Source organism: Sorangium sp. So ce327 (assembly GCF_051530205.1).
GTDB lineage: Bacteria > Myxococcota_A > Polyangia > Polyangiales > Polyangiaceae > Sorangium > Sorangium cellulosum_B.
Genome location: NZ_CP150330.1, coordinates 4,823,486 through 4,850,384, shown reverse-complemented (window position 1 = coordinate 4,850,384; position 26,899 = coordinate 4,823,486). Strand labels below are relative to the sequence as shown.

The window sequence follows — 26,899 nt, the reverse complement described above, 5'->3', positions numbered from 1 at the left end:
GATGCTGATTGGAGACCTGTTCGAAAGAGACGTCACCCGCACCATCCCGCCGGTCGTGTATTTTCACGAGCAAGAGCCGGCCGAGCTGAAGCGCGAGGTGGAGGAGTACATCATCACCGGCGGCTACCCGGCCGGCGACCCGCGCGCGACAGAGGGGGGGATCCACGAGCAGTTCGTTCGCCTCCTGTCCGCGATGCACCGCGAGCTCCAGAAGCCCGGGGGACCCGAGCTGCCCGCGAGCTGGATATCCGGCTTCTACGGCTCCGGCAAGTCGAGCTTCGCAAAGCTTCTGGGGCTCTCGCTCGACGGCCGGAAGCTCGCCGGCGGGAAGCCCCTCACCGAGGCGCTGCTCACCCAGGATCACTCCCCTAGCGCGCCCGATCTGCGCGCCGCATGGCAGCGCCTGGTGAGCGGCATCCAGCCGGTCGCGGTCGTCTTCGACATCGGCAGCAAGGCGCGGGACGACGAGCACATCCACGCCGTCGTGGTGCGTCAGCTGCAGCACCGGCTCGCCTACTCCACGACCAGCAATCTCGTCGCCGAGTACGAGCTGAAGCTGGAGCTCGAGGGGCTGCACGCCGCCTTCATGGACAAGGTGCTCGCGGTGCACCGCAAGCCCTGGGGCCAGCTCAAGGACAGCCAGCTCGTGGAGGACTACTTCTCCGCAGCGCTGCACGCGCTCCAGCCGGACCTCTTCACGCACCCGATGGCGTGGGTGGACAGCCGCACCGGATCCCGCTTCGAGGGCAAGCGGTCCGCGGACGAGGCGGTGCAGGCGATTCAGCAGATGATGGACCAGCGCTGCCCTGGGCGGACGTTGTTCTTCGTCGTCGACGAGGTGAGCCAGTACGTGCACGACGACGACGACCGGATGCTCGCGCTCCAGTCCTTCGTCGCCGCGCTGGGGCAGCGGATGAAGGGCAAGGCCTGGTTGCTCGCCACCGGACAGCAGAAGCTCGAAGAAGGCACCGGCGTCGCCGCGCCCATCCTCAAGCTGAAGGATCGCTTCCCGTCGTCCTTGCGCGTGCACCTGGGCGTCGCGAACATCCGTGACGTCGTCCACAAGCGCCTGCTCCGGAAGCAGAGGCTCCTCGAGCCGGACCTCAAGGAGCTCTTTCACGCACACCGCACCGAGCTCGCGCTCTACGCCTACCGCGGCGACGAGATCTCGGAGACGGATTTCGTCGAGGTGTACCCGTTGCTGCCGGGGCACATCGACCTGCTGCTCGACATCACGACCGCCCTCAGATCGCGCTCGGCGAGGACGCAGGGCGACGCGCACACGATCCGCGGCTTGCTCCAGCTCCTCGGCGATCTGTTCCGCGAGCGGGACCTCGCGCGCTACGAGATGGGCCGCCTCATCACCATCGACCTCGTCTACGACGTGCTCCACAGCGCGCTCGCCGCCGACGTCCAGATGACGATCGCCCGCGCGCTCGATCTCGCCGCCAAGCAGAAAAACCCGCTCATGGCGCGCGTGGTCAAGGCCGTCGCGCTGCTCGAGCTGGTGCAGGACCACCAGAAGACGTCGGCGGAGCTCATTGCGCGATGCCTCTACGAGCTCGTCGGGCAGGGCAACCTCCAGCCGGAGGTCCAGAAGGGGCTCGACGTCCTCGCCGGCGAGAGCCTGCTCGGTTACTCCGAGAAGACCGGGTACAAGATCGAGAGCTCGGCCGGGCAGGAGTGGCAACGCGAGCGCGAGAGCTACGAGCCAGGCGCGGAGCAGCTCTCGGAGCAGGTCGTCAAGGCGCTCGATCTGCTCCTCGGCGACGCCGAGCGCCCCTCGCTCCAGGGCCTTTCGCTCCCGTGGCTCGCGCTCTTCTCGGACAGCGTCCGGTCGAAGGACGTCCACATCAAGGACGAGCGCAAGTACACGGTGGTGACCGTGGACTTCCAGTTCACGAAGGGAGAAGGCGCCGAGCAGTGGGTGCCGCGCAGCGACACCCAGGCGTACCGCGACCGCATCGTATGGGTCGCGGGGGACGTGGACGCCGCGCGGCACGCCGCGAAGAAGCTCGTGCGGTCGGAGCGCATGATCGAGCGCTACGGCGGCCGTCAGAGCTCGCTGTCGGACGACAAGCAGCGCCTGCTCATCGAGGAGCGGAACCGCATGGATACAGCCCGGCGGGAGCTCACGGAAGCCGTGAAGGGCGCGTTCATGGCGGGTCAGCTCTATTTCCGTGGGCGCGAGAGGTCGCCGCGCGACGTGGGGGCCACCTTCACCGCGGCGCTCTCCGCGTTCGGCAACCTGGTCGTGAGCGAGCTCTACCCGCACCCGACGATGTTCTCCGTCTCCGAGAAGGACATCCTGTACCTCATCGAGAACGCGGAGCTGACGGCGCCCCCCCCGGTGCTCGGCCAGGATCGTCTCGGCATCCTCAGCCTGGACGCGGGGCGCTACGAGGTCACCTGTACCGGCCGCGTCCCCACGGACGTCCTCGCGTACGTGAGGGAGCACGGCGGCATCACCGGCGCCACGCTCCTCGCGCATTTCGGCGCGCCGCCGCACGGCGTGCCGCCGGACGTGCTCCGCGCCGCCGTCGTCGGCCTGCTGCGCGGCAGGAAGCTCCGCATCGAGATCGCCGGGGCCGGTGAGATCACGAGCCCGCGGGACGAGGGCGCGCGGGAGCTGCTCAAGGAGACGGGGCTCCGCAAGGCGAGGCTCACCGAGAACACGGTCGAGCTCCTCACGCCGCGTGACCGGACCGCCATCTGCGCCCTGTTTCGGGACCTGCTCGGCAAGGACGTGGCGCGGGACAACGACGCCATCGCCGACGCCGTGGCGGAGCGGTTCGCCCGCGTGCGCGAGCGGCTGACGGAGCTCGGGACGCGCTTCCGCCGCCTGCCGAAGAACGCCGTCTATCCGCCGGCCCTGACCCACCTCGAGGGCGCGCTCGAGACGTGCCGCCGGGATCGGCGGGTGGAGCCCACGGTCCTCGCCGTCAAGCGCTCGCTCAACGTGCTGAGGGACGGGCTCACCCTGATCCGCCGGATGGAGACGGATCTCACGGACCAGGCCATCGAGGTGCTCCGCCAGGCGGAGGACGTCCTGAACTACGCCTGGCCCGGCCTCGAGGCGCTATCCCCTTCGGAGGAGGCACGCGCGGCCGCGGGCGCCATCAAGGCGCATCTCCGCACCGAGCGCGCCTGGGAGGACACGGCGGAGCTCATGCCGCACGTGGAGCTCCTCCGCGGCGAGTACCGCGCCCGCCGGCGCGCGATGCTCGACGCGCACGCGAAGGAGGTCGAGCTCGCAAGCGAGCGCCTGAAGCGGAGGAACGGGTTCGAGCGCCTCAATCCGGACCAGCGGCACAGCGTCCTCCGCCATCTGAGCGACGGCGCCGCCGCGAACACGGACGAGCGCGCCGTCGTCCCGGCCCTCGACGTCCTCGAGGGCCAGCTCGCGATGCGCCGCCAGGCGTCCGAGGCGAAGGCCCTGGCCCAGCTGGACGCGCTGCTCGAGGGCCTGGGCGACACGCCCGTCGTCGAGGTGGCGCTCCAGCTCAGCGGCCGCGAGGTCGACACCGCCGCCGAGCTGGAGCGCCTGCTCGACGAGGTCCGCCGCCGCATTCTCCACGAGCTCGCCGCGCACCACCGCGTGCGACTGCGGTGAGTCCGAGGCAGCGTTCGCGCTCTCAGCCGTCCATCTCGCCCAGCTCGTTGATCTCCGGTGTGCGGGAAACCTTGTCTCCCCAGCTCGTGTAGAGCTTCGCGAGCTTGCCCTCCTTGGTGAGGATGCCGGCGCGCTTGAGCAGAGCGATGTCCTCGTCGACCGTCGTGGTCTGGAGAGCCTGGGTCAGGGCCTCGACCGTCCACTCCGGGCCAGTCGACGGAGGAGCGGCGGCCGGCCCCGGCTGCGTGCTCGCCGCCGCAGGGGTTGGAGCCTTTTTTCGCTTCGTGGTCTTTTTCAGCTTAGGGGCCTTTGCCATAGCGACCATCCTTTCGCACCGACCAGACAGCCAGGATGTTCCTGGGCTCCCGCACGCTGATCTGAATATGTCCGCCTTCGAAGACACCGCTCCGCTCCCACAACCTTGGCATACCACCCGCTCGTAGCGGGACGAACACCGCCCGGACGCTCTCGTAGTGGTAGCCGGCCTCATCGAGCTTCGAGAACAAGTACTGGAAAACCGCGCAATCCAGGTACTTGTGGGTGTTCGCGTTCCCGGGTGCCTTCTGTCCGGCTGCGGCAAGCGCGGCAAGTAGATTCGCGTGCGCCGTGCCGAGGAGCCGAGCGTTGGCAGGATCGAGCAGGTCGAGGCACCTCCCGAGGTGGATCATGGCGCCCACGACGGCCGCGTCATCCTCCCCGTACCGGCGGCGCGCCCACCACCAGGCTTGCTGGGGTGCGTACTCCCAGAAGTAGATCCCATGCCCCAGCCAGTCGTCGTCGTTGGTGCTGGCGGTGAAGGGGGCGCCGTCGACGAGGGCCTGCGCTGTGGACCGGCGCGTGCCGTGGTAGCCGATGACCGTCCGGTGGTAGTCGAAGAACGCCTGCGGCGTCGCCGGTGCGGAGGGCGTGGAGGGTGGCGCCGCGGGAGCCGTCATGCCCTCGCAGTTTAGCCTCTCACAGACGACGTTCCCACCAGCTCGGGCGGCGATTTTCTCGCACCGGCACGCTGGGAGGTACGCAAGAGGTCGTCTTTGACACCTGGCGAAGTTCGTCCGGGGTCCCTCACCTCCGTGGCTGTATCCTCCACGGGCTCGCCGCGATGCCGCGTGCCGTTGCGCTCACCATGACCCAGACCTTCCTGACCAGCGACGCGAAGGAAGCCCTTCGCAAGGCCGTTCGCGGGCTCCGCGCCCGCCTCATCGACCAGCTCACCGAGGCCGCCAGGGGCGAGTATCGCCTCGACGTCGCGCCCTCCAAGGCCCAGCTCCCCGAGGCCCGCCGCTGCCGGCGGGAGCGCCTCGAAGCGTGGATCGACGAGCAGGTGCGCAGCGCCCGCAAGCCGAAGGACAAGAAGGCCGGCAAGGGCGCGGACGCGGAGCTCCGCCAGCGGTTCCTGCAGCAGGCCGCGAAGGAGGCGGCGCACACGCTGCTCAACCGGCTCGTGCTCGTGCGCATCCTGGAGCACCACGGCGTGCTCCGCCCCGCCGTGGTGACCGGCGGCTGGAGCAGCCCTGCCTACGAGCAGGAGTTCGTGCACTATGCCGGTCCGCTGGCGAGCGACGACACGCGCGGTTACCGCGCGCTGCTCGAGGCCGTCTTCGCCGAGCTCGCCGTCGATCTGCCCGGGCTCTTCGGCCCCGTGGGCCTGACGCCGCTCTTCCCGGTGCCCGCCGCCGTGCTGCGGGAGGTGATCACCGCGCTGAACGATCCCGCGCTCGCGTCCGCCTGGGGCGACGACACCACGCTCGGCTGGGTCTACCAGTACTGGAACGACCCGGAGCGCGAGCAGCTCGACGCGAAGATCGCGGGCGGCGGCAAGATCGAACCGCACGAGATCGCCAGCAAGACGCAGATGTTCACCGAGCGCTACATGGTCGAGTGGCTGCTCCAGAACAGCCTAGGCCTCACGTGGCTCGCGATCTGCCGCAAGCCGGAGAACGGCTGGACACCCGAGGCCGAGGCCGTGCTGCCCGTGCTGGAGGCGCGCCGGGCCGCGTGGCGGGCGAAGCGTGAGGCCGGCGAGGTGGCGCTCGACGCGCTCATGCCGATCGAGCCGGGGCTCGAGAGCGCATGGAAGTACTATGTGCAGCAGCCCATCCCGGAGGATGCGGTGGCGAAGGCGCCGGCGTCGATCCGGGAGGTGAAGCTGCTCGATCCCGCGTGCGGCTCCGGGCACTTCCTGGTGATCGCCTTCGGCTTGCTGGCCGAGCTGTACCGCGAGGAGGCCAGGCACCGGGGCGAAGTGTGGCGCGATGAGGAGATCGCGGAGAGCATCCTTGCGAACAACCTGCACGGCATCGACATCGATCCGCGGGCCATCCAGATCGCGGCGGCGGCGCTCGCGCTGCGGGCCAGGTTGTTTGCCCCCGAGGCGCAGCTCAGCCGGATGAGCCTGGTCGCGCCGAGCTTGCGGCTCGGAGACCTCCCGGACGACGATCCGGCGCTGCTGGAGCTCTGCCGCGAGCTCGAGCGGGAGGCCGGGATCGCCGAGGTGCTCACGCGCAAGCTGGTCAAGGGGATCGCCGGCGTCGACTACCTGGGGTCGCTGCTCAAGGTCGACGACGCGATACGGGAGGCGCTGAACGAGGCCACGCGGCAAATCGAGCGCGGCAAGGCGGGCCAAGGAGACCTGTTCCGGGGGTTCGCGATGCAGCAGGTGCAGCTGTCGTTCGAGGCGGCCAGGGAGGCTGTGGTCGAGAAGCTGAAGCGCTTTCTGGAGGCGCACTCGGCATCGGAGGACCTGGGACTGCGGCTGCATGGGGAGCAGGTAGCCTCGGGCGTGAGGTTCGTGCAGCTTGTAAAGGAGTGGAGTTACGACGTGGTCGTGGGGAACCCGCCGTACCAGGGGATCAGCAAAACGGCGCAGTTCGAGTACGTGGCGAAGTACTATCCGCGGGGGAAGGCCGATCTGTATGCAGCATTCATGGATCGGGGGTTGGAGCTCGCGCGCGAGGGAGGAATCTGCGCTCTCATCACGATGCGGGGGTGGATGTTCCTAGGGCAGTACGAGGAACTGCGCAAATGGGTACTCTCGAAATTTGACCTTCGTTTGATCGGTGACTTCGATCGGGGTGCGTTTGACGAAGTGCCGAACGAGGTTCTCGCGGTCGCTGCACCGATCATTCGTCGTGCACGCCATCCAGGAGATCCGAGCCTCGGAGTGCAGCCAACCCCCTTCGGCGACAAGTCCTACGATCGGCAGCGCACAAACAGGAAGCGTGCCGCGGTGCTCGCGCAGGTGGGGCGCTACGAGTTTGATCCGAAGAACTTCGAGGTTATCGAGGGTGAGCCTATCGTGTATTGGTGGACGAAGGAGTTCCTCGAACGGTACGCCGCAGCGCCGAAGCTAGGGGGGGAAGGCCCCTCCAGGATTGGTCTTCGCACCTCCGATAATACACGTTATCTGCGGTGCCCTTGGGAACTTCTGCAGCATACTGTCGAACTATCCGCGACCGTTCTAAACAACGCGAAACCGAGACGCTGGCTGCCCTACATCAAGGGTGCAGCCGGAAAGAAGTGGATCGATCCAGTCGGAACTGCCATCAACTGGGGAACCGCGGGACTTGCTGTAAAGGTATCTCTTGATTTTAGATACAATGCCTACCCCCAGAGCTCTGAATTCTATCTGCGTCCGGGGGTGGCATTCACGATGATTGGCGCTCACTTCGGCGGGCGCACGCATCGAGTCCCGAGCATCATCGGCGACATGGGAGCCTCGACCTATCCACCGAACGTGGCGGACTGTGTATGTTTATTCAACAGTGCACGTGCGACATTCGTCCTGGAGAGCTTAAATCCCACAGTACATTTCCAACCCGGGGACACAGCTCGGTTGCCGATGTGGAGTGTACTTGGATCGGATGAAGTGTTCGGCACCCTAAATGGCGCCTTCACCGAGCACGAATCCCACCGTGAGCCCTCCGTCGAGTTCCGCCGCCCCGGCCCCTCCCCCTGGCGCCACGCCCAGGACTGGGCCCAGCGCGCCGTCGATCGCCCCGACGACGCCCCGCTCCCGCCCTACGAGCCCGTCCACGACCCTCCCGCCCCGGAGGCCCCCGTCTCCTTCGCCCTGGGCGTCGCCCTCGGCCGCTTCAGCGCCGGCGGGGAGGGCATCCTCGACGCCGCGCCCCCGGACGCCCTCCCCGCCGGCATGCTCTTCGTCGGCCCCAGTGATCACCTCCCCGACTCCCTCCCCCACCCCGCCGCCGCTCCCGTCCTCCGCGCCTGGGCCGAGCACCAGCACGCCATCTGCACCGGCAAGAAGCAGCCCTTGCGCGACTGGCTCCGCAAAGACTTCTTCGCCTACCACAAGGCCCTCTACGAGAACCGCCCCATCTATTTCCCGCTCAGCAGCGACAAGCGCAACTTCGTCGCCTGGGTGAGCATCCACCGCTGGGCGGACAACACCCTGCAAGCCCTGCTCGCCGATCATCTGCACCCGCTCCTGCGCAAGCTCGACGGCGAGATCGCCGACCTCAGCCAGGCCCGCGCCAGCACCGACAAGAAGACCGCCATCGCCGCCGAGAAGCAGTACGCCACCGTCAAGCGCCTGCGCGACGAGCTCGCCGACTTCATCGAGGCCGTCACCCAGTGCGCCGAGCGCGGCGCCCCGCCCACGGACCCGGCCTGCCCTCCCCGCGCGGCGGACGCGACCTTCCGCATGGACCTCGACGACGGCGTGATGATCAACAGCGCCGCCCTCTGGCCCCTGCTCGCCCCGCAGTGGAACGACCCCAAGAAGTGGTGGAAGCAGCTCTGCCTCGCCGACGGCCGCAAGGACTACGACTGGTCCCACCTCGCAGCCCGCTACTTCCCGGCCCGCGTCGACGACAAGTGCCAGAAGGACCCGAGCCTCGCCGTCGCTCACGGCTGCTTCTGGAAGTACCACCCCGCCAAGGCATACGCCTGGGAGCTCCGCCTCAAGAACGAGATCCGGCCCGACTTCACGATCGACGAGCCCGGCTCAGACGGCCACCGCAAGCGCTTCCTCCTGGAGCACGCCGCCGAGGCCCGCGCCATCGAGGCGGCGGAGCAGAAGCGCCGCGAGCGCAAGGCTGCCAAGACCGAGGCCGACGAACCCGAAGAGCCCGATGCGGGTGAGGCGGACGACGCGGAAGATGCCTAGAGCTGGGTGTCCGAAGTCGCTCCCGGGTGAAATGTAGTGTAGTATCCTGCGCCGCGACACAGCCGACTCGATGCCCTCCCAGATTCCTCCTCCGGACGATTGGAAAACGCTCGAGCGAACGATTGCCCGGTTCGCCCGCGATTACCTCGGGGATCCGCACGCCGCCCTTTACGGTCGACAAGGCCAAGGGCAGCACGGCCTCGACGTCCTGGCACGGGACAGACGACCGGCCGGCACCGGTCGGCTATGGGCCTTTCAGGCAAAGAACTATATAGCGAAGCGCCTGATACCGGCAGAGCTCGAGAACGTGGTCCGGTTACTCCAGAGCTTCCAGAACCGTCAGGACATCGACACGGTTGTGGTCGTGACGACCGCGCCGGTTTCGGCAAAGGTCCAGGACAAGGCGCGACAATTAAGTCGCAATCACCAGGTCGACCTCCAAGTCTGGGACTGGGAACATTTTTCCGAACTGTTGCTCCAGCACTGCGGCAGCGGTCCGTGGTTGTCGCAGCAGGACCGGACGGGGTTGCGGCAGGGATACTGCGCGCAGGCGTGCCGCGAGCTGCGGCAGGCCGGACCGCTCTACCCGCTCCCGCTCCGTCGTCCAGGAGCTGGTGATATCCGCCTCGAAGAGGTGCTGGTCCAGCAGGTCCTTCGGCTCGCGTCCCACGGCGGGGCGCTGCCTGCCGAGCCGCAGCGCGCGTCGGGCGATCGCTCGCCGGGCAGCACCCGGCCACCAAGGCATGAGGGAACGCTCGTCGAGTGGCTCACCCCTCGGAGCACCGGTAAGCCGCTCATCCTGGTCCTCGCGCCCATGGGTGCCGGAAAGACGGTCGCGCTCCTGCACGCGGCGTCGCAGCTGGCCGAGCGGGCTGCGAGCGATGAGGCTGCGCCACTCCCCTTGCGCATCCGAGCTGCCGAGCTCGCCGGAGCACAGCTCGACAGCCTCATCGCGCACATGCCGTTCGACGGCCTGGCTCGGCTCTGGGCCGATCCCCTGTGCCAGTGGATCGTCTTGGTCGACGGGCTTGACGAGGTCGAAGAGCGAATCCAGCACGCTGTGCTGCAGAAGATCACCGCCCTGCATGGCCGCCGCTCCGTCGAGGCTGTCGCCGTGACCTGCCGGACGTCTCACCTGCATCCGCTGCTGCTGCCGGAGGCAACGCAGGTCGAGCTTCCGGCATGGCGGGAACAAGACTGGCAGGAATTCTCGTCCCTGTGGGCACGCCACATGGAGAGGCAAGGGCGTGGGGCTCCCGCGAAAGCGGCCATTGCCTCATCGTCGATGCATGAGAACCCGCTGTGCAGCACGTTGATCGCTCTGCAGCAGCCGGAGCAGACGAGCGAGACCGCGGGAAGGGCGAGACTCTTCCGGCGCCTCACGGACGACCTCTTCCGCCGATGGGCGGAGGATCGGGATCCCTCCGCATGGCAACGGCTGACCGAGGCTTTCGAGCAAGTCGCCCTTGACGCGCTTGCGCAGGGAGGCCGCCCGCTGCCGCGGTCGGTTCTTGAGGCCGCCCTCGCGCAGGTCGTCCGGGTGGCGGAGGTAGAGCCGGCGATCGAGACCGCCGAGCTCACGCTCGGCCTGATCCGCCAAGTGCACGGGGATGCATGGGAATTTCCGCTGCGCCCCATGGCAGAGTACCTCGCAGCCGGGGCCCTGCTGCGCAGAAGCGACCAAGAGTTCATGACCACAGCCGGAAAGCCCTGGGCCGGCGAGGTGACGCGCCTGGCCCTGGACCGCTGCTGGGATACCGATCCAAGACGTGCGTTGAAATTGCTCTCGGGCCTCCTCGATCCCGTCCCCACGGATGCTGGCGACGCCCGCTTGCGGCGAACTCTTGTGGCGATCGAGGCGGCCCGGGATCGTGAGCGCGCCTCCGCCCCGATCGCGAGCAAGCTGGCTTCGGCCTTGTTCGTTTGGGTAACCGATGAGACCTCCGCGTGGCAGAGACGCCGCGTGGGCGCCGAGGTCCGGAGAATCGCGCTCGATGGCGGTCGGGTCTGGGAGGAACTGTGGCCGAAGCTGAAGCCTGTCCTGCTCGCCTCGGGCCACCGGGCCTCATGGCTCGCAGAGCACGGCCAAGGTGACGCCGAGGCGTGGGCCGAGAGGCTCTACGAGCAAGATCCGACGGTCCGCGCAGTGGCGATCTCGCGGCTGGCGCACTGGAAAGAGGAGGCGGAGGTCCGCGATATCCTGTTCTGGGAGGTTCAGGACGAAGGGTACTCTATGGAATCCTCAGCCTGGGGGCGTCCGGCCTTCGTGGCGGCCGAGGTGCTTCGTCATGCGCCTCGCAGCGACGGCGACCGCGAGTACCTGCAGGTGCTGCTCGCCCATGGCAGATGGCTGTCGTCCGAAGCTGCAGCCCTGGCATTGCTTCCTGGTGAAGCAGATACTCACGCGCTCCTGACGAAGCTGAAGGAGCTCGTGTCTCGCGGCGAACACCGGCCTTCGGCCTACCGGGCAATCGAAGCCCACGGGAGCATACCGGAGGGGCGAGCCTGGCTGGAGCGCCACTGGCCCGAGGCGCTACGACCGGATTTTGCGCCCTCGCGGCCCGCCGTCGAGCGCACCGCCGGCGACTCCTCCTTCGCCCCTCCATCGAGCCTCGTCAGACAGGAGCTGCTCCAGATTGTCGCCGAGGGCTTCCTGAAGCGCGATGTCCAGGAGGCGCTCGCCCTGATGCCCGCCTGGCCCAACGATCGGATGCACGCCCTCTGCCTGGCGGCTGAGCATGTTCCGGAGGCTGCCCTCCACCTGCTGGAGAGCTCCGGGAGCATCGCGATGCCGGCAGGCTCGCAGGACGCCCTGGGTCGCGCGGCCCTGCGACACCCTGAGATCAGCCGGGCTCTCGTGGCGAGATGGCGGAACGGCGTCGACGTCGAGGACCCCTCGTCTTTCCCTGGCGTGGCGCTCGAGCCGCTCGCCGCCAGGGGGGAGCCCGATGCCGTGGCGGTCTACGCAGCGTGGCTGCCTCACAACCCGTTCATGGCGCCGCTCATCCCGTGGTGCCCACCCTCTCAGAGAGCCCTGCATCACCCATCGATTCGGGCAGCTGCGATGGCTTCTGCCCGAGACGCATGGGACTACGCCACGCGCGGACGGCCCGATTCCGACGGCAAGATGGTGAAGCTGCACCCTGCAGGCCTCGGCCTCCGGTTGCGTGGCTTGTGGCCGGCCTGGGAAAACGATCGAGAGATCATGGAAGACCTTATCGCCTGGGCGCATGGAACAGATCGCGACAGGTTCGATGCGTCCTTGCAGGCCTGGATGGAAGGAGATTTCCCTGAGGAGGTGGCGTCGGAGCTCGAGAGGCGGATCTGCGACACGGCCGGGTGGCCCTCCGAAGAGCCGTTCTTCTCGTTCGATCTCTCACGCTGGTTGAGCGCCGCCGTGCGCGCGCGGATGTTGCCGAAGATCGAGCGAATGCTGGCCCTGCTCGTGGCGAGCACCGACCCGAACCCGCTGATCCATCAGGCCACCTCGTACCTCATCCTCTTGCACCCCGAAGAGGCAGCGCTGCTCGCAGAACGTGCGGCTTCATTGCGTCCGTTCCTGAATGACGACGATCAGGGCCTCGAGCCCGACGACGCGCAGCGCCTCCTGGCTGCAGCTCCCGAAGCGTGGGGAAGGGCCTGTCTGGAGGCGCTCCGGGACCATGATCAAGCTGTTGCGCTCCCCTTCCTCCGCATGGCGCGCCGCCTCTGGAGCCATCTATCGGACTCCGCTTTACGGGGCGAGCTCGTGCGGGCCACACGCAGGCTCACCGATGACGACTTGCCCTGGGTTTCGACCGACATCCGCTGGCCTTGCGTCCGTCTGAGCGATGCAGCCGAAGAGCTCCTTTTTTTCATGGGGGAATCCACTCCGAGCCTGCACGACGAGCCCTGACGCGATGGGCTCAGCACCGCGGCCTGGTGTCGGGATCCGGCTCACAGGGAGACCGCGCATCGCGAGCGATCGCGCCGTGGCCGCTGAGCCTACGACCTCCGTGCCGGCGCTCCGCCGCCTTCAGACATTGCGCGCAACGTGATAGCGTCACCGCAGGATCATGCCCAGCGCAGAGCCCCACCGAGGCGCGGCGAGCCGCGCGCTCGCCGCCGAGGTCAGCAAGAAGGTCCGCGAGCGTGGCCTCGTGGTGTGGGTCGACGCGGACCGGCAGTACACCCCGCTCGTCGACGCCCTCCGCGGAGGCGCTTTCGGGTTCTCGTACCCCGTGGTGGCGTACCGCGGCAGCTACCTCGAGCTGATGCTCGCGCTCGATCCGCACGGGAGCGCGCTGCATCCCGATCACGTCCTCATCCACCTCCCCGGCGTGAACAAGGAAACGGTCAAGGAGACCCCCGTGTTCGAGCTCTACAAGGCGGGTGTGGTCTTCGAGAAGAGCCTGAGTACGCTCGTCCGCGAGGCAGCCGTGGGGGCGGCGACGCTGGAGCAGACCGACACCTTCGTCCGCACGCCGGGGCTCAGCCTCGACAAGGCGGATCGCTGGCTCGAGGAGCTGCAGGCGCAGCCCAAGGGAGAGATCACGCTGCTCCTGGAGAGCCGGGGGCTCGATGACGTCGTCCTCGGGCTCTTGGCCGACGATCCGCGCCTCCGTGCCCACCTTCCCGAGCACGGAGAGCAAGTCGTCGCGTTCCTCGAGAAGGGCCTCGGGCTCAGCGCCGCCTGGCGAAACTACCGCATCGGCGAGGCGCAGCTCACCGCGACCGCCGTGGCCACGCTGGTCGCGAGCTGGCTCATGGCCGTGGAGTTCGTCCACGATCTGAAGGAGCCGCCGGTCACGCCGGAGCTTCAGGCCCTGACCAAGCTCGGCCCGCTCGAGAAGGACTGCCGCCGCCTCGCCGCACGCTTCCGGGAGCAGCACGCCGACGCCTACGAGCTCTTCGCCAACGAGCTGCAGGAGCACCTGCGGCAGGAGCGCACGAGCCACCACGCGGGCGCGCTCGGCGCCATCGACACGTTCCGCTTCGAGGAGGCCACGATGCGCGCCGCGGCGCTCGGCGCCCTGCGCCGCGGCGAGTGGGACGGCGCCGAGGAGCTGGCCGGTCCCCGGACGCCGGAGACGTGCTTCTGGGTCCGTCGCTCGCCCGCGCTGCAGCGCACCTGGGAGATCCTCCGCCGGGCGGCGATCACGGGGCGCGCCCTCGCGACGACGCGCAAGGGGCTGGACCGATGCGGCTCGCTCGACGAGGCGGTGGAGCGCTACGCGGAGAAGCTCGCCCCGGTCGACCGCCAGCACCGGCTGTTCGAGCAACGAGCCCACGCGCTGCTGGCCTCCGATCTCGACGACTACGACGCGCTGCTGGAGGTCCGCAAGGCCGTGCGCCGCGCGTACCGCGACTGGGCGGACGCGATCAACCGGGCCTTCTTCGAGCTCTGCGTCGCGCACGGCCCGTTGCCCGGACGCAGCTTGCGGCAGCGGGCCGTCTACGAGGACGTCGTGCACCCGCTCGTGGAGCAAGGGGGGCGCGTGGCGTTCCTCCTCGTCGACGCCCTCCGCTTCGAGATGGCGCAGGGCCTCGCCGAGGAGCTCCGGCGCGAGAAATACCGCGCGAGCCTCGGCGCGCGGCTCGCCGAGCTGCCGACCGAGACCGCGATCGGCATGAACGCGCTCGCCCCCGTCGAGCGGAACGGGCGGCTCCGCCCGGCGATGAAGGACGGCAAGATCGACGGATTCGTCGCCGGGGAGTTCAGCGTGCGCGAGCCGACGGAGCGCGTGCGCGCTATGAGCCAGCGGAGCCTTCACGGCCCGGGTCACAACGCCGAGGACATCGAGCTGGAGGAGCTCCAGGACCTGAGCCTCACGCAGCTCAAGCGTCGCCTCGGCGGGAAGCCGCCGCTCGTCGTGGTACGCAGCCGGGAGCTCGACACGGCCGGCGAGCACGGGCTGCACCTCGGCACCTTCGATCACACGCTCGCGCTGCTGAAATCGGCGATCTCGCTCCTGTCGCAGGCCGGCGTCGAGCGCTTCGTCATCGCCTCCGATCACGGCTTTCTGCTGCAGGACGCCACGGCGGCCAACATCCCGTTCGGCGCCAGCAAGCAGGTGCCCGAGCGACGGCACGCGCTCCTGTCAGAGCCCTCCGGGATGCCGGACGTGCTGGAGATCCGGCTCTCCGCGCTCGAGTACGAGGTGGAGGAAGATCGCTACTTGGTGCTGCGGCCGGACACGGCGCTCTGGCAGACGAAGGACAAGATCGCGCCGTTCGTGCACGGCGGCAACAGCCTGCAGGAGCGCGTGATCCCGGTCCTGGTCCTCGACCGGCAGGTCGTTCGCGGCAAGACGACCTCCCGGTACGAGGTCGTCGCGCACCCCGAGCCGGCGCACCTGGGGCGCCAGCGCCTGCGCGTGGCCGTGCGGCTGCAGAGCCGCGAGAACGCATCGCTCGGCTTCCTGGCACCGAAGAGCATCAGCCTGGCGCTGCGCGTGCCGGGTCGCCCCGACGTGCTCATCGGGCTGCTCGACGCAGGGCCGCCGGCCGCGCTGTCGGACGGGCGCGTCCTGATTCCGCCGAACCGCGATGAGGCGATCGTCGAGTTCGAGCTCGAGGGGCAGACCGACGAGAAGGTACGCATCGAGGTGTACCACCCGGATGCGGTCGAGGAGGTGACGTCGAAGGTGGTCGAGGGCTTCTTCGACGTGGCGCGGAGCCGGCACCTCCCGAAGCTCCGTGCCACCGGGGGCAGCGTGCCCCCTCCGGGGCAGAATCGCCCGCCCAGCGCGCCCCCTCCGGGGCAGAATCGGCCGCCCAGCGCGCCCCCTGACGCGCAGGCCCAGCAGCCCAGCGCATCGCCGCCGGTGCAGCCCGCGCCTGCCACGCCGGCTTGGGGTGAGCTCGTCGCAGACGACGCTTACCGGCGCGTCCTCGAGATCATCGCGGAACGCCGCACGATCAACGAGGCCGAGCTCGCGCAGGTGCTCGGCTCGCCGCGGCGCGTGCGCACCTTCGCCCGGCACTTCGACGAGCTCGTCCGGCGGCTGCCCTTCGAGGTGGAGGTGCTCACGGTGAATGGCATGAAGGCGTACGCGAGAAAGGACTGACCCATGGCATTCCGCGACGCGGCTCACATCTTTCAGCGTCTGCGCAACGGCACCGTGCCCGACCGGGGCCTGGAGGCGTTCGCCGTCGGGATCGAGCGGCACAGGAAAGAGCTCCAGCGGAAGCTCGACGAGGTGAAGAGCGGCGAAGGGGACGTGAAGTTCCTCCGCGGCGGCTACGGCTGCGGCAAGACGTTCATGGCGAACCTGGTCGTCCACGACGCGCAGAAGAGCGGCTTCGCGACGAGCTTCGTCGTGGTGTCCGACAACGATCTTCACTTCCACAAGTTCGACGAGCTCTACCGCAAGGTCGTCAGCGGCCTGAGCACGCCGGCCTGCGCTCAGGGGGCGCTGGGAGACGTGCTCGACCGATGGATCGGCGGCATCGAGGAGGGCCTCGTGGAGCTCGGCCTGAGCGAGGACGATCCGGCCTTCGACGAGCGGGTGCTCGCGAAGCTCGACGAGCAGCTCGTGGCCCTCACCGGCGGTCGGGCGCCCGCCGACATGATCCGCGTGATCAGGAAGGTGTTCGAGCTGAAGCAGGCAGGGCGCGTCCAAGAGGCTTCGGCCCTCGTGTCGTGGCTCTCCGGCAGCTCGAACGTCGCTGCCAGCCTCAAGAGCATCGCCGGCGTGAAGGGCGACATCTCCAGCAGCGACGCGATGGCGTACCTCCGCGGTATCCTGGAGATCATCAAGAGCGCCGGTTACACCGGGCTCGTCATCGTCATCGACGAGGCGGAGACGATCCTGCGCATGCGCGGCGACGTACGCGGCAAGTCGCTGAACGCGATCCGTCAGATCGTGGACGCCGCGAGCAGCTATCCGGGGCTGCTCTGGGTGTTCACGGGCACACCTACGTTTTTTGACGATCGGCAGGGCGTGAAGGGCGTCGAGGCGCTCTACGCCCGGATCAAGTACGAGGAATTCAACGGAGTTCCGAGCCTGCGGCAGCCTCAGCTCGCCCTGAGGCCGTTCGACCGCGAGCGCCTGCTCAAGGTGGCGCTCAAGCTCCGCTCACTGCACCCCGATCTCGCGCCCGAGGAGGCCGAGCGCCGACTACCCAGGGAGCTCGTCGAGCAGCTCGTCGACACGGTCACGGCGGGCTTCCGGGGAGACGTGGGCGTGGTGCCGCGCCAGTTCCTGCGGACGTTCGTGAATGTGCTCGACGTGCTCGCGGACGACCCGGACCAGGACGCGCAGGGCCTGCTCGGGTTCGAGCCAGCGGGGCTGACCCCCGAGGAAGAGGCCGTGCTGGCCGGACGCAAGCTCGAAGACCCGCCGCCGGACGACGCCTTCGGCGGCGCCGGCGTCGCGATGTGAGGCTGAGGCGACGATGAGTGTGTTCTCGCGCTTTCCGGAGCGACTGCAGCACGCCATCGCGCACCAGCTTGGCTTCACGTCCCTCCGTGCGGTCCAGGAGCTCGCGGGCGAGGCGATCCTGGACGGCAAGAACGCCGTGGTCCTCGCGCCGACGGCGGGCGGCAAGACCGAAGCCTCGGTCTTTCCCGTCCTCGCCGGGCTCCTGGCGGCGCCGCCCTCGGGCGTGGGGGCGCTCTACGTCGCGCCCATCAAGGCGCTCCTGAACAACCAGGAGGTCCGCCTCGGCGAGTACACGCAGATGGTCGGCCTGCGCCGGTTCGTCTGGCACGGCGACGCACCGCAGAGCCAGAAGGAGGCCTTCTGCCGGGAGCCCGCAGAACTCCTGATGACGACGCCGGAGTCCCTCGAGGTGATGCTCATGTCGCCGCGGGTGCCGGTGCGGCGGCTCTTCGAGGATCTGCGCTATGTCGTTGTAGACGAGATCCACGCCTTCGCCGGAACGGACCGGGGCGCGCACCTGATGAGCGTCCTCGAGCGTCTCGCAGCGCTCTCGCAGCACGACGTGCAGCGCATCGGCCTCAGCGCCACGGTCGGGAACCCGGAGCACATCGGCCGCTGGCTGGCCGGGAGCTCGGCGCGACCGAGCGTGGTCATCGATCCCCCTAGGCCGAAAGCTCAGCGCCTCATCAAGGTGTACCTTCGAGAAGAGACGAGTGACTTCGCGCGTGAGGCCGTCAGGGAGGGACGCGGCAGGAAGAGCCTGTTCTTCTGCCAGTCCCGGGCGCTCACCGAGGCCGTCGCCGACGACATGCGCGACGACGCGATCGAGGTCTTCGTACATCACGGGTCAGTCTCGAAGGAGGAGCGTCACGCCGCCGAAGAGCGCTTCGCCCGCGGCACGAACGCCTGCATCGTCGCCACGTCCACGCTCGAGCTCGGCATCGACGTCGGGGGCCTCGACCTCACGTTTCAGGCGAACGCCCCGAGCACCGTGTCGTCGTTCCTACAGCGGATGGGTCGCACGGGTCGGCGGCCGGGCACCGTGGCCAACATGACCTTTCTGTGCGAGGACGCGGTGTCCATGGTCCAGAGCACGGCGCTGGTCCTGCTCGCCGCGCGCGGGTGGGTGGAGAGCGTCAAGGAGGAGACGCGCGCTTGGCCCGTCGTGGTGCACCAGGTGCTGGCGATGACCCAGCAACACGGCGGCATCAGCGCGGAGCGCTGCTGGCAGATGCTCGAGCGGGTGCCGGACTTCCGGGGCATCCAGCGGGAGGAGTACCTGGCGCTCATCGAACACATGAAGCGCGAGGGATATCTGTTCGAGTCCGGAGGGCTCCTCGGCATGGGGATGACAGCCGAGCGTGTCTTCGGCAGGAAGAACTTCCTCGAGCTTTACGCGGTGTTTTCGAGCCCGGTCCTCTACAAGGTGCAGACCGAGTCGAAACGCGATCTGGGCAGCCTGGAGCAAGCGTTCGTCGATCGCCTCGTGGAGGAGATGAGCACGTTCCTGCTCGGCGGGCGCGCCTGGCTCGTCGTGTCGCTCAACCACGAGGAACGTCTCGTGCGCGTCCGCAGCGCTCCCCGCGGCAAGAAGCCGAGCTGGGGTGGGTTTGTCCCGCAATTCCTCGGATTCGAGGTGTGCCAGGCGATGAAGGACGTCCTTACCAGGGACGAGGAGTACCCGTTTCTTGACGCCAAGGCGAAAGCCGCCCTTGCCGAGTGGCGCGGCGACCTCGGCCAGCTCCTCCGGCGCAGCGGGGACGCACTCCAATTCGACGGTACGACAGTCACCTGGTGGACCTTCGCCGGCGGTCGGATCAACCAGACGCTCAAATATGCTATCGAGTGGAAGGGGGGATGGAAGGTTGTACCCGACAACTTCTCCATCAAGGTGCAGGGTGACGGTGTGAGCTTCGACACGGTGAGCCGTCTGTTCGACGAGTTGCGATCACCGAGCTTCTGGGAGTCCGCAGAGACCCGCCGCCGGCTTCTTGCTCTCGTACCCGAGTACCGTCTGAGCAAGTTCCAGCGCGTTCTTCCCGAGCCCTGGCAGGTCGAGATGGTGGGCGGATACCTGCTCGACTTCGAAGCAACGGCACGGTTCTTGGCAAGTGGAGCGGGGCCTACCGGTAACGTGGATGATGTCCGGCAGCGGCCGACCGTGGAGGTTCGCGAGACCAACGATGCAGATCCGACGTAGGTCTGGCTGCTGAGGCCAGCACTCCAACCAATCTCCACGATGGGGCAGGCGCCCAGGTGTTACTGTCGACCAACTCAAGACGGGCCAGCGATCACACCAGAGCCGCTAGCTGGGACAAGGATGGGCGGCTCGCGTACCATGGCCGGCCGGCGTCGAGCGCGCTCGCCGTAGCAGCTCGTACGCCAGGTGCCGTGTTTCCGCGATCGCTGTCACGATCTGCTCCACCCCTTCCCACAGGAGCTCACCATGCGACATTACATGCAATACCACAACACCGAGAGGATGGGGTACGGCTGCGCCGAAATCAGCACAGGACCAATCGGAATTGTCACACAGAAGCGCATACCAGATGTTCTTGGAGACGTCGTGTGGATCATCTGCGGCGAAGGCAAGCCGAGGAGGTACGGGCTCTGCGCCCGCTTCATCGCGGAAGAGATTCATTCGGAAGACGAGGAGCCCGAGACAGTCGTTCGTGGAGAGGGAACGCTGTTCACGCCGGACATTTCCCTGTCCGACGAGCCCTGGTTCAAGAACTTTCTGGCCGATTACCAGAATTTCAGCCTCGGTTTTCGAGAGATTAAGGAGCAGAAGTACATCGACCGTCTGGAGACCCTGGCCAGAAGCCAACTTCGCGCCGACTCGGGCACTGAGCCAGCGTTACTGCGACGCGCCGCGAAGAGGGCTGGCGATGGCGGCGGGGGGTTCGGGGAGCCAGAGGCCAACGCGGAAGTCGAGCGCCTCGCCATGTGGTATGCCACGGAGCTCTACCAGAAGGACGGCTGGAAGGTCGTGGACGTCTCAAAGGAGAAATGTGGCTACGATCTGAAGTGCCTCAAGCGGCGAGCGGAGGACCACGTGGAAGTCAAAGGCGTCCGCGGAGCGCAGGAGTCGTTCATCATCACGAGAGCAGAGGTGGCTCAAGCCAGGGAGGACCCGGCGTTCGTGCTGGTGCTTGTCACGAGCGCGCTCTCGAAGCGTCCGTTGTTGCGGCGGTACTCTGGTCGTGAAATGCTCGACAAGTTCGAGCTGAAACCGCTCGCCTTCCAGGCGAACTTGCGCCGCTCGTGAGCACGCAGCACGCTTTCGTGTACTCGTTCCGAGCGACGCCCCCGGGGAGCTCCCCGCGCCGCGCCTATCTAAAAACCTATCCCAATAGGCAGCATTCTGGAACGCGCAGCGCAAGCGGGCACTCCGTCCACAGAGCGGGCGCGATTCACTTCACGCCACCGCCGCGGCGAACGACGCGAACAGGTCCCCCGGCAGCGCATGCTTCAGCCGCCACGTGATCGCCATCGGCAACTCCGACTCGTGCCGCACATAGCTCGCCGGCCCCAGGAACCAGAAGGCCCGTTCGTCGCTGCGCAGCCGCGCGAACAGCATGACCGCCGTGCCGAGCTCCTCATGCTGCTGGTAGCGCTGCCCCGTCTCGCTCTCGGCGCGGGTGGTCGACTGGCTCTCCCAGTGGATCAGCTGCCGGTTGATGGCATGGTCGCGGTAGCGCGTCGTCGGCGAGAACTGCCCGTTCGTCTTGTCGAGCGTGAACGCGAGCAGGTCGGCGCGGGCGTCCTTCGCCCAGTACACGCCTGTCTGCCAGGGCGCGACCTTCGCGCTGCCCCCGACGCCGAACGCCGCCAGGATCTCGATGCGCGAGTAGCGCGCGTGCACCTGGAGCGGTACGTCCGGATGGGTCGCGAGCTCCCGGTGAACGTGATCCACGCGGGCAGCGAGCACGTCCATCACCTCGACGAGCTCCGCGCGCACCTGCGGATGCGCCCAGACGAGAGCGCACGCCTGCGCAAGGGTGGTCGCCTTGTCGATGGCGCGATCGGCCACGGTCGCGACGAGCATGCGCAAGATGCGGCGCTCCCGCAAGCTCATCGCCCCCGGATCGGGACACGCGTCAGACGCGAGCAGCCGGCGAACCGCCTCGATCCGCACGAAGTCGTCGACGTGGAGCAGCCGCCCGCACGCGCGCCGCAGCACCTCTTCGTGCGGGCCCACGCCGAGCGACGGGAGCCCAGCGTCACCACGGAGGTCTGACCACGAGCGCTGCCCGGCATAGACGTCCTCGAGCTCAAGCCCGGTCTCTTCGAGGAATCGCGCAAGGGTCACGTCGCCGCTGCGGGCGAGCCGCCGCAGCTCGTCGACCTTGGCCGTCCACCCCGACGGCACCGCTTGCCGGATGTTGTCGAGCACGAGCTCCGATGCCTTCTGGTCGAGCTCCATGTGGCAGCCCGCGGGCAGAAACGGGAACCCACCTTCGATCTGCTGAACGAGCGCCTTCCGGCTCCCGCCGAGCAAGGCTGCGAAGCGGCGATCGAAGCGGAACTCGCGCCGATGGTGCCCGACGAAGTCGAGCACCGTGCAAACGGTCTTGCCGGCGCTGCGCCGCAGGCCGCGCCCGAGCTGCTGCAAGAAGAGCGTCGGGCTGTCGGTCGGGCGCAGGAGGATCAGCGTGTCTACCGCAGGGACGTCGATGCCCTCGTTGAACAGATCCACGGAGAAGACAACGTTGATCCGCCGCGCGCCGAGATCCGCGAGGGCCGCGCGCCGCTCGTCATCGGGGCTGTCCCCCCACACCGCGGTCGCCGCGACACCGGTTTCGCGGAAGACGCGCGCCATGAACCGCGCGTGCTCGATGCTCACGCAGAATCCGAGCGCCCGCATCGTTCGCGTGTCATCGACATGCGCGGCGAGCTGGGCCACCACCTGCCGGGCCCAGACATCGTTGGCTGTGAGCAGCTTGGAGAGGCCATCGACGTCGTAGCCGCGCCCGCGACGCCAGGGCACATCGCGCAGGTCCAGCCCGTCGTGGATGCCGTAGTAGACGAACGGAACGAGCCGGTGCTGATCGATCGCGTCCCAGAGCCGCAGCTCTGCGGCGATCCGGTCATCGAACCAGCCGAGGAGCGGGAGCCCATCGCTCCTCTCGGGCGTGGCCGTGAGCCCGAGGAGCTCGACGGGACGCACGCGCTCCAGCAGCGCGCGGTACGACGGCGCGGCTGCGTGGTGAAACTCATCGATGATCACCACGTCGAAATGGGACGGATCCAGATCATCGAGCCCTGCTGCCGAAAGGCTCTGGATCGACGCAAAGACATGCTCGAAGCGCCGCGGGTGACGGCCGCCGACCCACAGCTCGCCAAAGGCATGATCGCGCAGGCCTTGACGAAAGGTCGCGAGGCTCTGCTCCAGGATCTCCCCGCGGTGCGCGACGAAGAGCAGGCGTGCGCGGGGGAGCGCCTCCCGGAGTCGGGCGTAGTCGATGGCGGCCATGACGGTCTTGCCGGTGCCGGTCGCCGATACCAGCAGGTTGCGGTGATGCCCGCGCTCGCGGGAGAGCGCGATCTGCTCGAGCAGACGCTCCTGGAACGGCTCGGCGCGGAGCTCGATCGGGCTGAGCATCACCAAGGGCGCCGCGTTCGTCGCCAGATCGACGCGCTCAAGGAACTCCGCGCGGTCGTACGGCACGAAGTCGCCGCTGTTCCAGTAGCTCTCGAAGACGGCGGCGACCTTGGCGATGACATCCGGGTTGCGCGCGCCGGACACGCGAACGTTCCACTCGAGCCCGCTCGTTTGCGCGGTGTGCGTCAGGTTGGAGGAGCCGATATAGGCGGTAGAGAAGCCCGACGCGCGATGAAACAGCCAGGCCTTCGCGTGCAGGCGCGTCGTCCCCGTGTCGTACGACACACACACGTCGGCGCCGATCTTGCGGAGCGCATCGAGCGCCCTCGCTTCGGTCGATCCCGTGTACGTGGTCGTCAGCACACGCAGCGCGCGGCCCGCCTGACAGTGCACGCGGAGCGCCTCGAGCAGCGGGGCGATGCCGCTCCGGCGGACGAACGCCATGACGACGTCGATGCGGTCCGCCGAGCGAACCTCGGTCAGGAGCTGGTGGCCCACCCTCGGCTCGCCAGGCGCGTTGGTGAGCAGCGCCGTGTCGAGGAGCGGGATGAGCGGCTCGGGGATCGTCTCCGGCCTGCCGTCCGGCTGGCGCCCGACGATGGCGTGGAGCACCGTCGCCGGCTCGACGGGCGCCTCGGGCTGAAGCTCCGCGCCGGCGATCACCCGATCGATCTGCTCGACGAGCCTCCGCGCCAGACCCACGCCGACGGCCACACGCTCTGCATCGGGCACGCCGGAGATGGCGCGCTGCACGAGGCGACCCAGGTGCAGTGCGATACGGTCGGCGGCCTCAGCGGCCCGGAGCCCCGCGGTGCGGACCTCCAGGCTGGCGTCGAGCTCGCGCAGGCCGGACGCCAGCGCCTCGGTGATAAGATCCTGGTAGAGACCGCGCCGGCTCGCCGTCATGGCCAGCGAGTCTACGGCAGGCGAGCGCACATCCAAGAGGCATCACAAGACAGGGGCTCGTCCACCGCCGAGACGGGTGCCACTCGTCTTTTGCTGGCAGATGGTGCTCGGCTGCCTGGGTGCGGCGACGCCGCCGTTCTCGGCTCGCGCTCGTGGCGGTCGAGCCATCCAGCGCTCGACGCGGCACATCTCGGTGTAGAACGCGCGCGCGAGGGGAGCCTCGAGCGGCAGCAGGAGAACGAAGTGGCTCCAGGTCAATTGTCGCGACAGCGCCGCGACAATCGGCTCCTCGGGGAAGGCCTCGGCGAACTGGACCATGCGCTCAGGGGGCCTTGGTAGACGGGGGAAAGCTGTAGACGAGGGGGCTCGTCGCAGGGATGCGGAGCTCCGAGCGCTCCTGATCGTCGAGAGGCCATTTGCTCTCCAGCAGCTCGAAGATCCGGCCGTGGTAGCTCCACAGCCAGATCCAGGCATGCGACGAGCGATCGAGGACGGTCGCAGCTTCGAGCTTGCGCGTCACGAGCCGGCGATGGTCCTTGAAGAAATCGAGGTACTCGGGCGGCTCATCCACCTCCGAGCTGATCGCCCACAGATAATCGACGAACCACAGGCCGTCCCTGTCCTGGCGGAGAAGCTTGCGAATGTAACCGAGCTCCTCCATGACCGAATGTTGCGGAGCGCGCAGGACGGCGTTCTGCTCGACCTCGCGGAGCAGACGGGGGTCGACGATGACCCGCGGGACGTGTGCGACCTCGTCGCGCAGGCGCTCGGCTTCCACGATGCCGCGGCCGATGACGAGATCGCCGTTCGCGGCGGCCTCGCCGAGCGCGATCGCGCCGCGCACGAGCACGCCGAGCGGCACGAGAGCCGCCTGGAGGTGGACGATGTTGAGCGCCTGCCAGAAGAAGAGCATCCCCGCTGGCCTCACCGGCGCGACGTGGAGCACGCGAGGGGCCGCGAGGAACATGTGGCTTCCCCAGAGCTTGGGTAGCTCGGAGTCGCCGAGGTGGCGCTGGACGATCGATAACGCCTGGCGCGCCCTTCCCTCGGGCATCTCGGGGTCGTCGACCCCGAGCAGCTCCAGCGCCGTGACGATGCACGGGCGCGGTCTGGGCAAGGGGGTCGCCTTCACGCAGGCGCCTCCGACAGCAGGCGGAGCGCGGCGGCCAGCGTTTCCAGCCCGACCCGATCGAGGAGCCCGCCCAGCTCTGGATCGGTGTCGTCGGTCACGAGCATGCACCCCTCGGCCCGGGCGTGCCCGCCGACGAGCCAGTCGACCGTGGCGCCGCAGGTCCGGCCGGTGCCGGGAGCCTCCGCGGCGCTCGGGGACAGCCCCAGGCACGAAAGGCAGCGGTCGCGCTTGGCGCGCTGCCAGGCCGCGTCGTTCGGATACCGCTCGCCGAGCCGCGCCGCCGTCTCCAGCGCGTGCCGGGCGTCGAACGACTGCACCTCGATCCCCTTGGAGCGGAGCCCGTCGAGGATGACATCGAGGTTGAAGGTCCCTCGCCATCGCTGCTTGAGGTCGAACAGCTTCTCGGCGTAAGCGACGGCGGAGATCACGAGGCGAACCGGCGCGCGGCCCTCGGCGGCCAGGCGGAGGTTGTGCCGTGCGATGCGGTCACAAAGATCGTTGAGCCGCCGGTCGCGGTACACCGCGTTGGTGTCGAACGCCAGCGTGACGGCGCCCTCGCGCAGCCGCGCCGCGAGCTCGTCGGCCGTCACTGCTGTGGCCCCCGCTCCTCGAACAGCTCGGCATACTGGTCGTTCGTCAGCATGCGATAATGCCCGTCGTTATCGCGCACGAAGACCACGCCGCCTCCGTGCGAGAGGCCGAGCTGCTGCTGGACCTCGGGCGGGACCTGCACCACCCCTTCCCTCGTCAGGTATCCGCGCGGCGCGCGCGCGCCCGAGGGCGGCGGCGGCGCCGCAGGCTGGGTGAACTCCCAGGCCTCCTCGGCAGACACCTTGTGGATCCGCGGCCCGTCCTCCGAGCGCGTGAGTAGGTAGAAGGGGGGCTGCTTCTCGAACTGCCCGGAGTGGCTCGTGATGAGGAGCTGTGACGGGGCTTCGGGGTCGGCGGCGAGCTCGTCGAGCACGTCGCGCAGCGCACGTTGCGCCGTCCAGCGCAGGTTCAGCTCCGGCTCCTCGACTGCGATGATGTCCGCGCCCGTCATCACGAGGCGCGCACAGAGGACCGCGATCTGCTGGATGCCAGAGCCCATCAAGCGCAAGGGCAAGAGCTCCGATCCGGTATCCAGGACCAGCTCCGCGCGATCGGCCTCGGTGTCGAAGCGCATGCGCCATTGCCCGGGGCCGACCAGATCCCCGAAGCGGCCGAGCGCCGCCACGAAACGCTTGAAGCGCTCGCGCGGTGCGCCGGTCGCGCTCTCGGCGTCGTGCAGCGCCTTGCCGAGCGCGCGGGGGAGCGGCTCGCGCGTCGCGAGCGGCGACGCGCCTTCCGATGCGTCGCGCGTGAGGGTGCGATCGGCGCGCACCAGCGCAAAGCGCGGCACGACCTCCTTCCGGCGCACGCGCTGCCCGAGCCGCTCCAGCACCAGCGCGAACGCGGCGTCCGTCGCCGCCTTGTCCCCCGCTCCGGCCGCGAAATCCGCGCCGTCCGTGGTACGCCGGAGCGTGGTGATCCGGACGGTCACCTCCTCCTCCCCGCGCTCGAGGCGGACCTGGGCGATGATCGGCTCATCGAGCCAGGGCGGATCGTCCTTCTCGCGATCGAGCTGGAGCTCCGCTTCGAGGACGATCGGCCCCGCGTCCTTCAAATTGAAGATCTCGGCCGGCGGGTACCCTTGCTGGGCGAAGTGCTCATACCCGCGCACGGCCTCGCGCGGCGGCCGCTCGTCCGGCGCGGCCTGGGGCGGCGGCGCGGTGCGCGCGTAGCGCTCCATGAGGCTCGGGCCGCCCCGCGCCTCCTCCCGCAGCGCCTGGATCGCCGCGAAGAACAGCCCGATGCTCTCCAGCAGGTTCGACTTGCCGACGTTGTTGTCGCCGTGCAGCACGTTGAGCCGGCCGAGATCGGCGAGGCACACCGGGGCGCGGAGGTTCTTGTAGCCCTGGACCTGGAACCGCTGGAGATGCATCGTCGGGTCCAGGGCATCCTAGGCGACGATCCTGCGAACGGCCAAGCCACGGCCGGGTAGGCCGCGATCGGACCGGCGGCGGTCCGGACGACCCCGCTAGATGCTCGTCGTCGGCCAGAGGTACACGAGCCCGACCGGCGCGAGCCGCTTCAGGCTCACGCGGTAGAGCGCCTCGAGCTCCGCCGGCTC

14 protein-coding genes are annotated in these 26,899 nt (G+C 68.5%); 7 read left to right on the top strand and 7 right to left on the bottom strand.

Annotation, left to right across the window (positions count from 1 at the left end; translation table 11 throughout):
* Window position 1 precedes the first annotated feature (1 nt).
* On the top strand, window positions 2-3,613 hold the full coding sequence (gene brxC / locus WME95_RS18120) for a BREX system P-loop protein BrxC (protein WP_437909615.1): 3,612 nt from the start codon (window positions 2-4) through the stop codon (window positions 3,611-3,613).
* 22 nt (window positions 3,614-3,635) lie between these two features.
* On the opposite strand, the gene WME95_RS18115 is transcribed toward brxC, so the two are convergent.
* Window positions 3,636-3,929 carry a hypothetical protein gene (locus WME95_RS18115; protein ID WP_437909614.1) on the bottom strand — a complete coding sequence of 98 codons (294 nt, stop codon included), beginning with the start codon at window positions 3,927-3,929 and terminating at the stop codon, window positions 3,636-3,638.
* On the bottom strand, window positions 3,913-4,548 hold the full coding sequence (locus tag WME95_RS18110; protein ID WP_437909613.1) for a hypothetical protein: 636 nt from the start codon (window positions 4,546-4,548) through the stop codon (window positions 3,913-3,915). The genes WME95_RS18115 and WME95_RS18110 overlap by 17 nt, the downstream gene beginning before the upstream one ends.
* A 188-nt stretch (window positions 4,549-4,736) precedes the next feature.
* Here WME95_RS18110 and pglX point away from each other — a divergent pair, with 188 nt between their 5' ends.
* The 6 genes from pglX (at window position 4,737) to WME95_RS18080 (ending at window position 20,372) form a co-directional block, all read left to right on the top strand.
* Window positions 4,737-8,738, top strand: coding sequence for a BREX-6 system adenine-specific DNA-methyltransferase PglX (gene pglX / locus WME95_RS18105; protein WP_437909612.1), 4,002 nt, complete (start codon window positions 4,737-4,739; stop codon window positions 8,736-8,738).
* Window positions 8,739-8,808: 70 nt separating this feature from the next.
* The gene (locus tag WME95_RS18100; RefSeq protein WP_437909611.1) at window positions 8,809-12,633 is read left to right on the top strand and encodes an NACHT domain-containing protein; all 3,825 of its coding nucleotides are present in this window, start codon (window positions 8,809-8,811) and stop codon (window positions 12,631-12,633) included.
* Window positions 12,634-12,793: 160 nt separating this feature from the next.
* Entirely contained in the window at window positions 12,794-15,787 is a 2,994-nt protein-coding gene (pglZ, locus tag WME95_RS18095; RefSeq protein ID WP_437909610.1) for a BREX-6 system phosphatase PglZ, read from the top strand.
* Between the two features lie 3 nt (window positions 15,788-15,790).
* Window positions 15,791-17,104: a BREX system ATP-binding protein BrxD gene (brxD, locus tag WME95_RS18090; RefSeq protein WP_437909609.1), complete on the top strand. Its 1,314-nt coding sequence runs from the start codon at window positions 15,791-15,793 to the stop codon at window positions 17,102-17,104.
* A 13-nt stretch (window positions 17,105-17,117) separates the two neighbouring features.
* Complete coding sequence (locus WME95_RS18085) at window positions 17,118-19,304, top strand: DEAD/DEAH box helicase (RefSeq protein ID WP_437909608.1); 2,187 nt, start codon at window positions 17,118-17,120, stop codon at window positions 19,302-19,304.
* Window positions 19,305-19,550: 246 nt separating this feature from the next.
* Window positions 19,551-20,372, top strand: coding sequence for a DUF3883 domain-containing protein (locus WME95_RS18080; protein ID WP_437909607.1), 822 nt, complete (start codon window positions 19,551-19,553; stop codon window positions 20,370-20,372).
* A gap of 150 nt (window positions 20,373-20,522) precedes the next feature.
* Here WME95_RS18080 and WME95_RS18075 read toward each other — a convergent pair whose 3' ends face one another.
* The 5 genes from WME95_RS18075 to WME95_RS18055 are packed head-to-tail and all read right to left on the bottom strand — an operon-like array spanning window position 20,523 to window position 26,710.
* Window positions 20,523-23,615 (bottom strand): DUF3427 domain-containing protein, encoded by a 3,093-nt coding sequence (locus WME95_RS18075; protein WP_437909606.1) that lies wholly within the window; start codon window positions 23,613-23,615, stop codon window positions 20,523-20,525.
* A gap of 42 nt (window positions 23,616-23,657) precedes the next feature.
* Entirely contained in the window at window positions 23,658-23,933 is a 276-nt protein-coding gene (locus WME95_RS18070; protein ID WP_437909605.1) for a DUF1016 N-terminal domain-containing protein, read from the bottom strand.
* Between the two features lie 4 nt (window positions 23,934-23,937).
* On the bottom strand, window positions 23,938-24,732 hold the full coding sequence (locus tag WME95_RS18065) for a hypothetical protein (protein ID WP_437909604.1): 795 nt from the start codon (window positions 24,730-24,732) through the stop codon (window positions 23,938-23,940).
* Between the two features lie 11 nt (window positions 24,733-24,743).
* Entirely contained in the window at window positions 24,744-25,337 is a 594-nt protein-coding gene (locus WME95_RS18060; protein WP_437909603.1) for a hypothetical protein, read from the bottom strand.
* Window positions 25,334-26,710, bottom strand: a complete 1,377-nt coding sequence (locus WME95_RS18055; protein WP_437909602.1) for an AAA family ATPase — start codon at window positions 26,708-26,710, stop codon at window positions 25,334-25,336. The genes WME95_RS18060 and WME95_RS18055 overlap by 4 nt, the downstream gene beginning before the upstream one ends.
* Between the last annotated feature and the right edge of the window lie 189 nt (window positions 26,711-26,899).

Excerpts from the sequence above, each read along its gene's own strand:
- brxC (WP_437909615.1), top strand. The coding sequence starts at position 2 with ATGCTGATTGGAGACCTGTTCGAAAGAGACGTCACCCGCACCATCCCG.
- WME95_RS18115 (WP_437909614.1), bottom strand. The coding sequence starts at position 3,929 with ATGGCAAAGGCCCCTAAGCTGAAAAAGACCACGAAGCGAAAAAAGGCT.
- WME95_RS18110 (WP_437909613.1), bottom strand. The coding sequence starts at position 4,548 with ATGACGGCTCCCGCGGCGCCACCCTCCACGCCCTCCGCACCGGCGACG.
- pglX (WP_437909612.1), top strand. The coding sequence starts at position 4,737 with ATGACCCAGACCTTCCTGACCAGCGACGCGAAGGAAGCCCTTCGCAAG.
- WME95_RS18100 (WP_437909611.1), top strand. The coding sequence starts at position 8,809 with ATGCCCTCCCAGATTCCTCCTCCGGACGATTGGAAAACGCTCGAGCGA.
- pglZ (WP_437909610.1), top strand. The coding sequence starts at position 12,794 with ATGCCCAGCGCAGAGCCCCACCGAGGCGCGGCGAGCCGCGCGCTCGCC.
- brxD (WP_437909609.1), top strand. The coding sequence starts at position 15,791 with ATGGCATTCCGCGACGCGGCTCACATCTTTCAGCGTCTGCGCAACGGC.
- WME95_RS18085 (WP_437909608.1), top strand. The coding sequence starts at position 17,118 with ATGAGTGTGTTCTCGCGCTTTCCGGAGCGACTGCAGCACGCCATCGCG.
- WME95_RS18080 (WP_437909607.1), top strand. The coding sequence starts at position 19,551 with ATGCGACATTACATGCAATACCACAACACCGAGAGGATGGGGTACGGC.
- WME95_RS18075 (WP_437909606.1), bottom strand. The coding sequence starts at position 23,615 with ATGACGGCGAGCCGGCGCGGTCTCTACCAGGATCTTATCACCGAGGCG.
- WME95_RS18070 (WP_437909605.1), bottom strand. The coding sequence starts at position 23,933 with ATGGTCCAGTTCGCCGAGGCCTTCCCCGAGGAGCCGATTGTCGCGGCG.
- WME95_RS18055 (WP_437909602.1), bottom strand. The coding sequence starts at position 26,710 with ATGCATCTCCAGCGGTTCCAGGTCCAGGGCTACAAGAACCTCCGCGCC.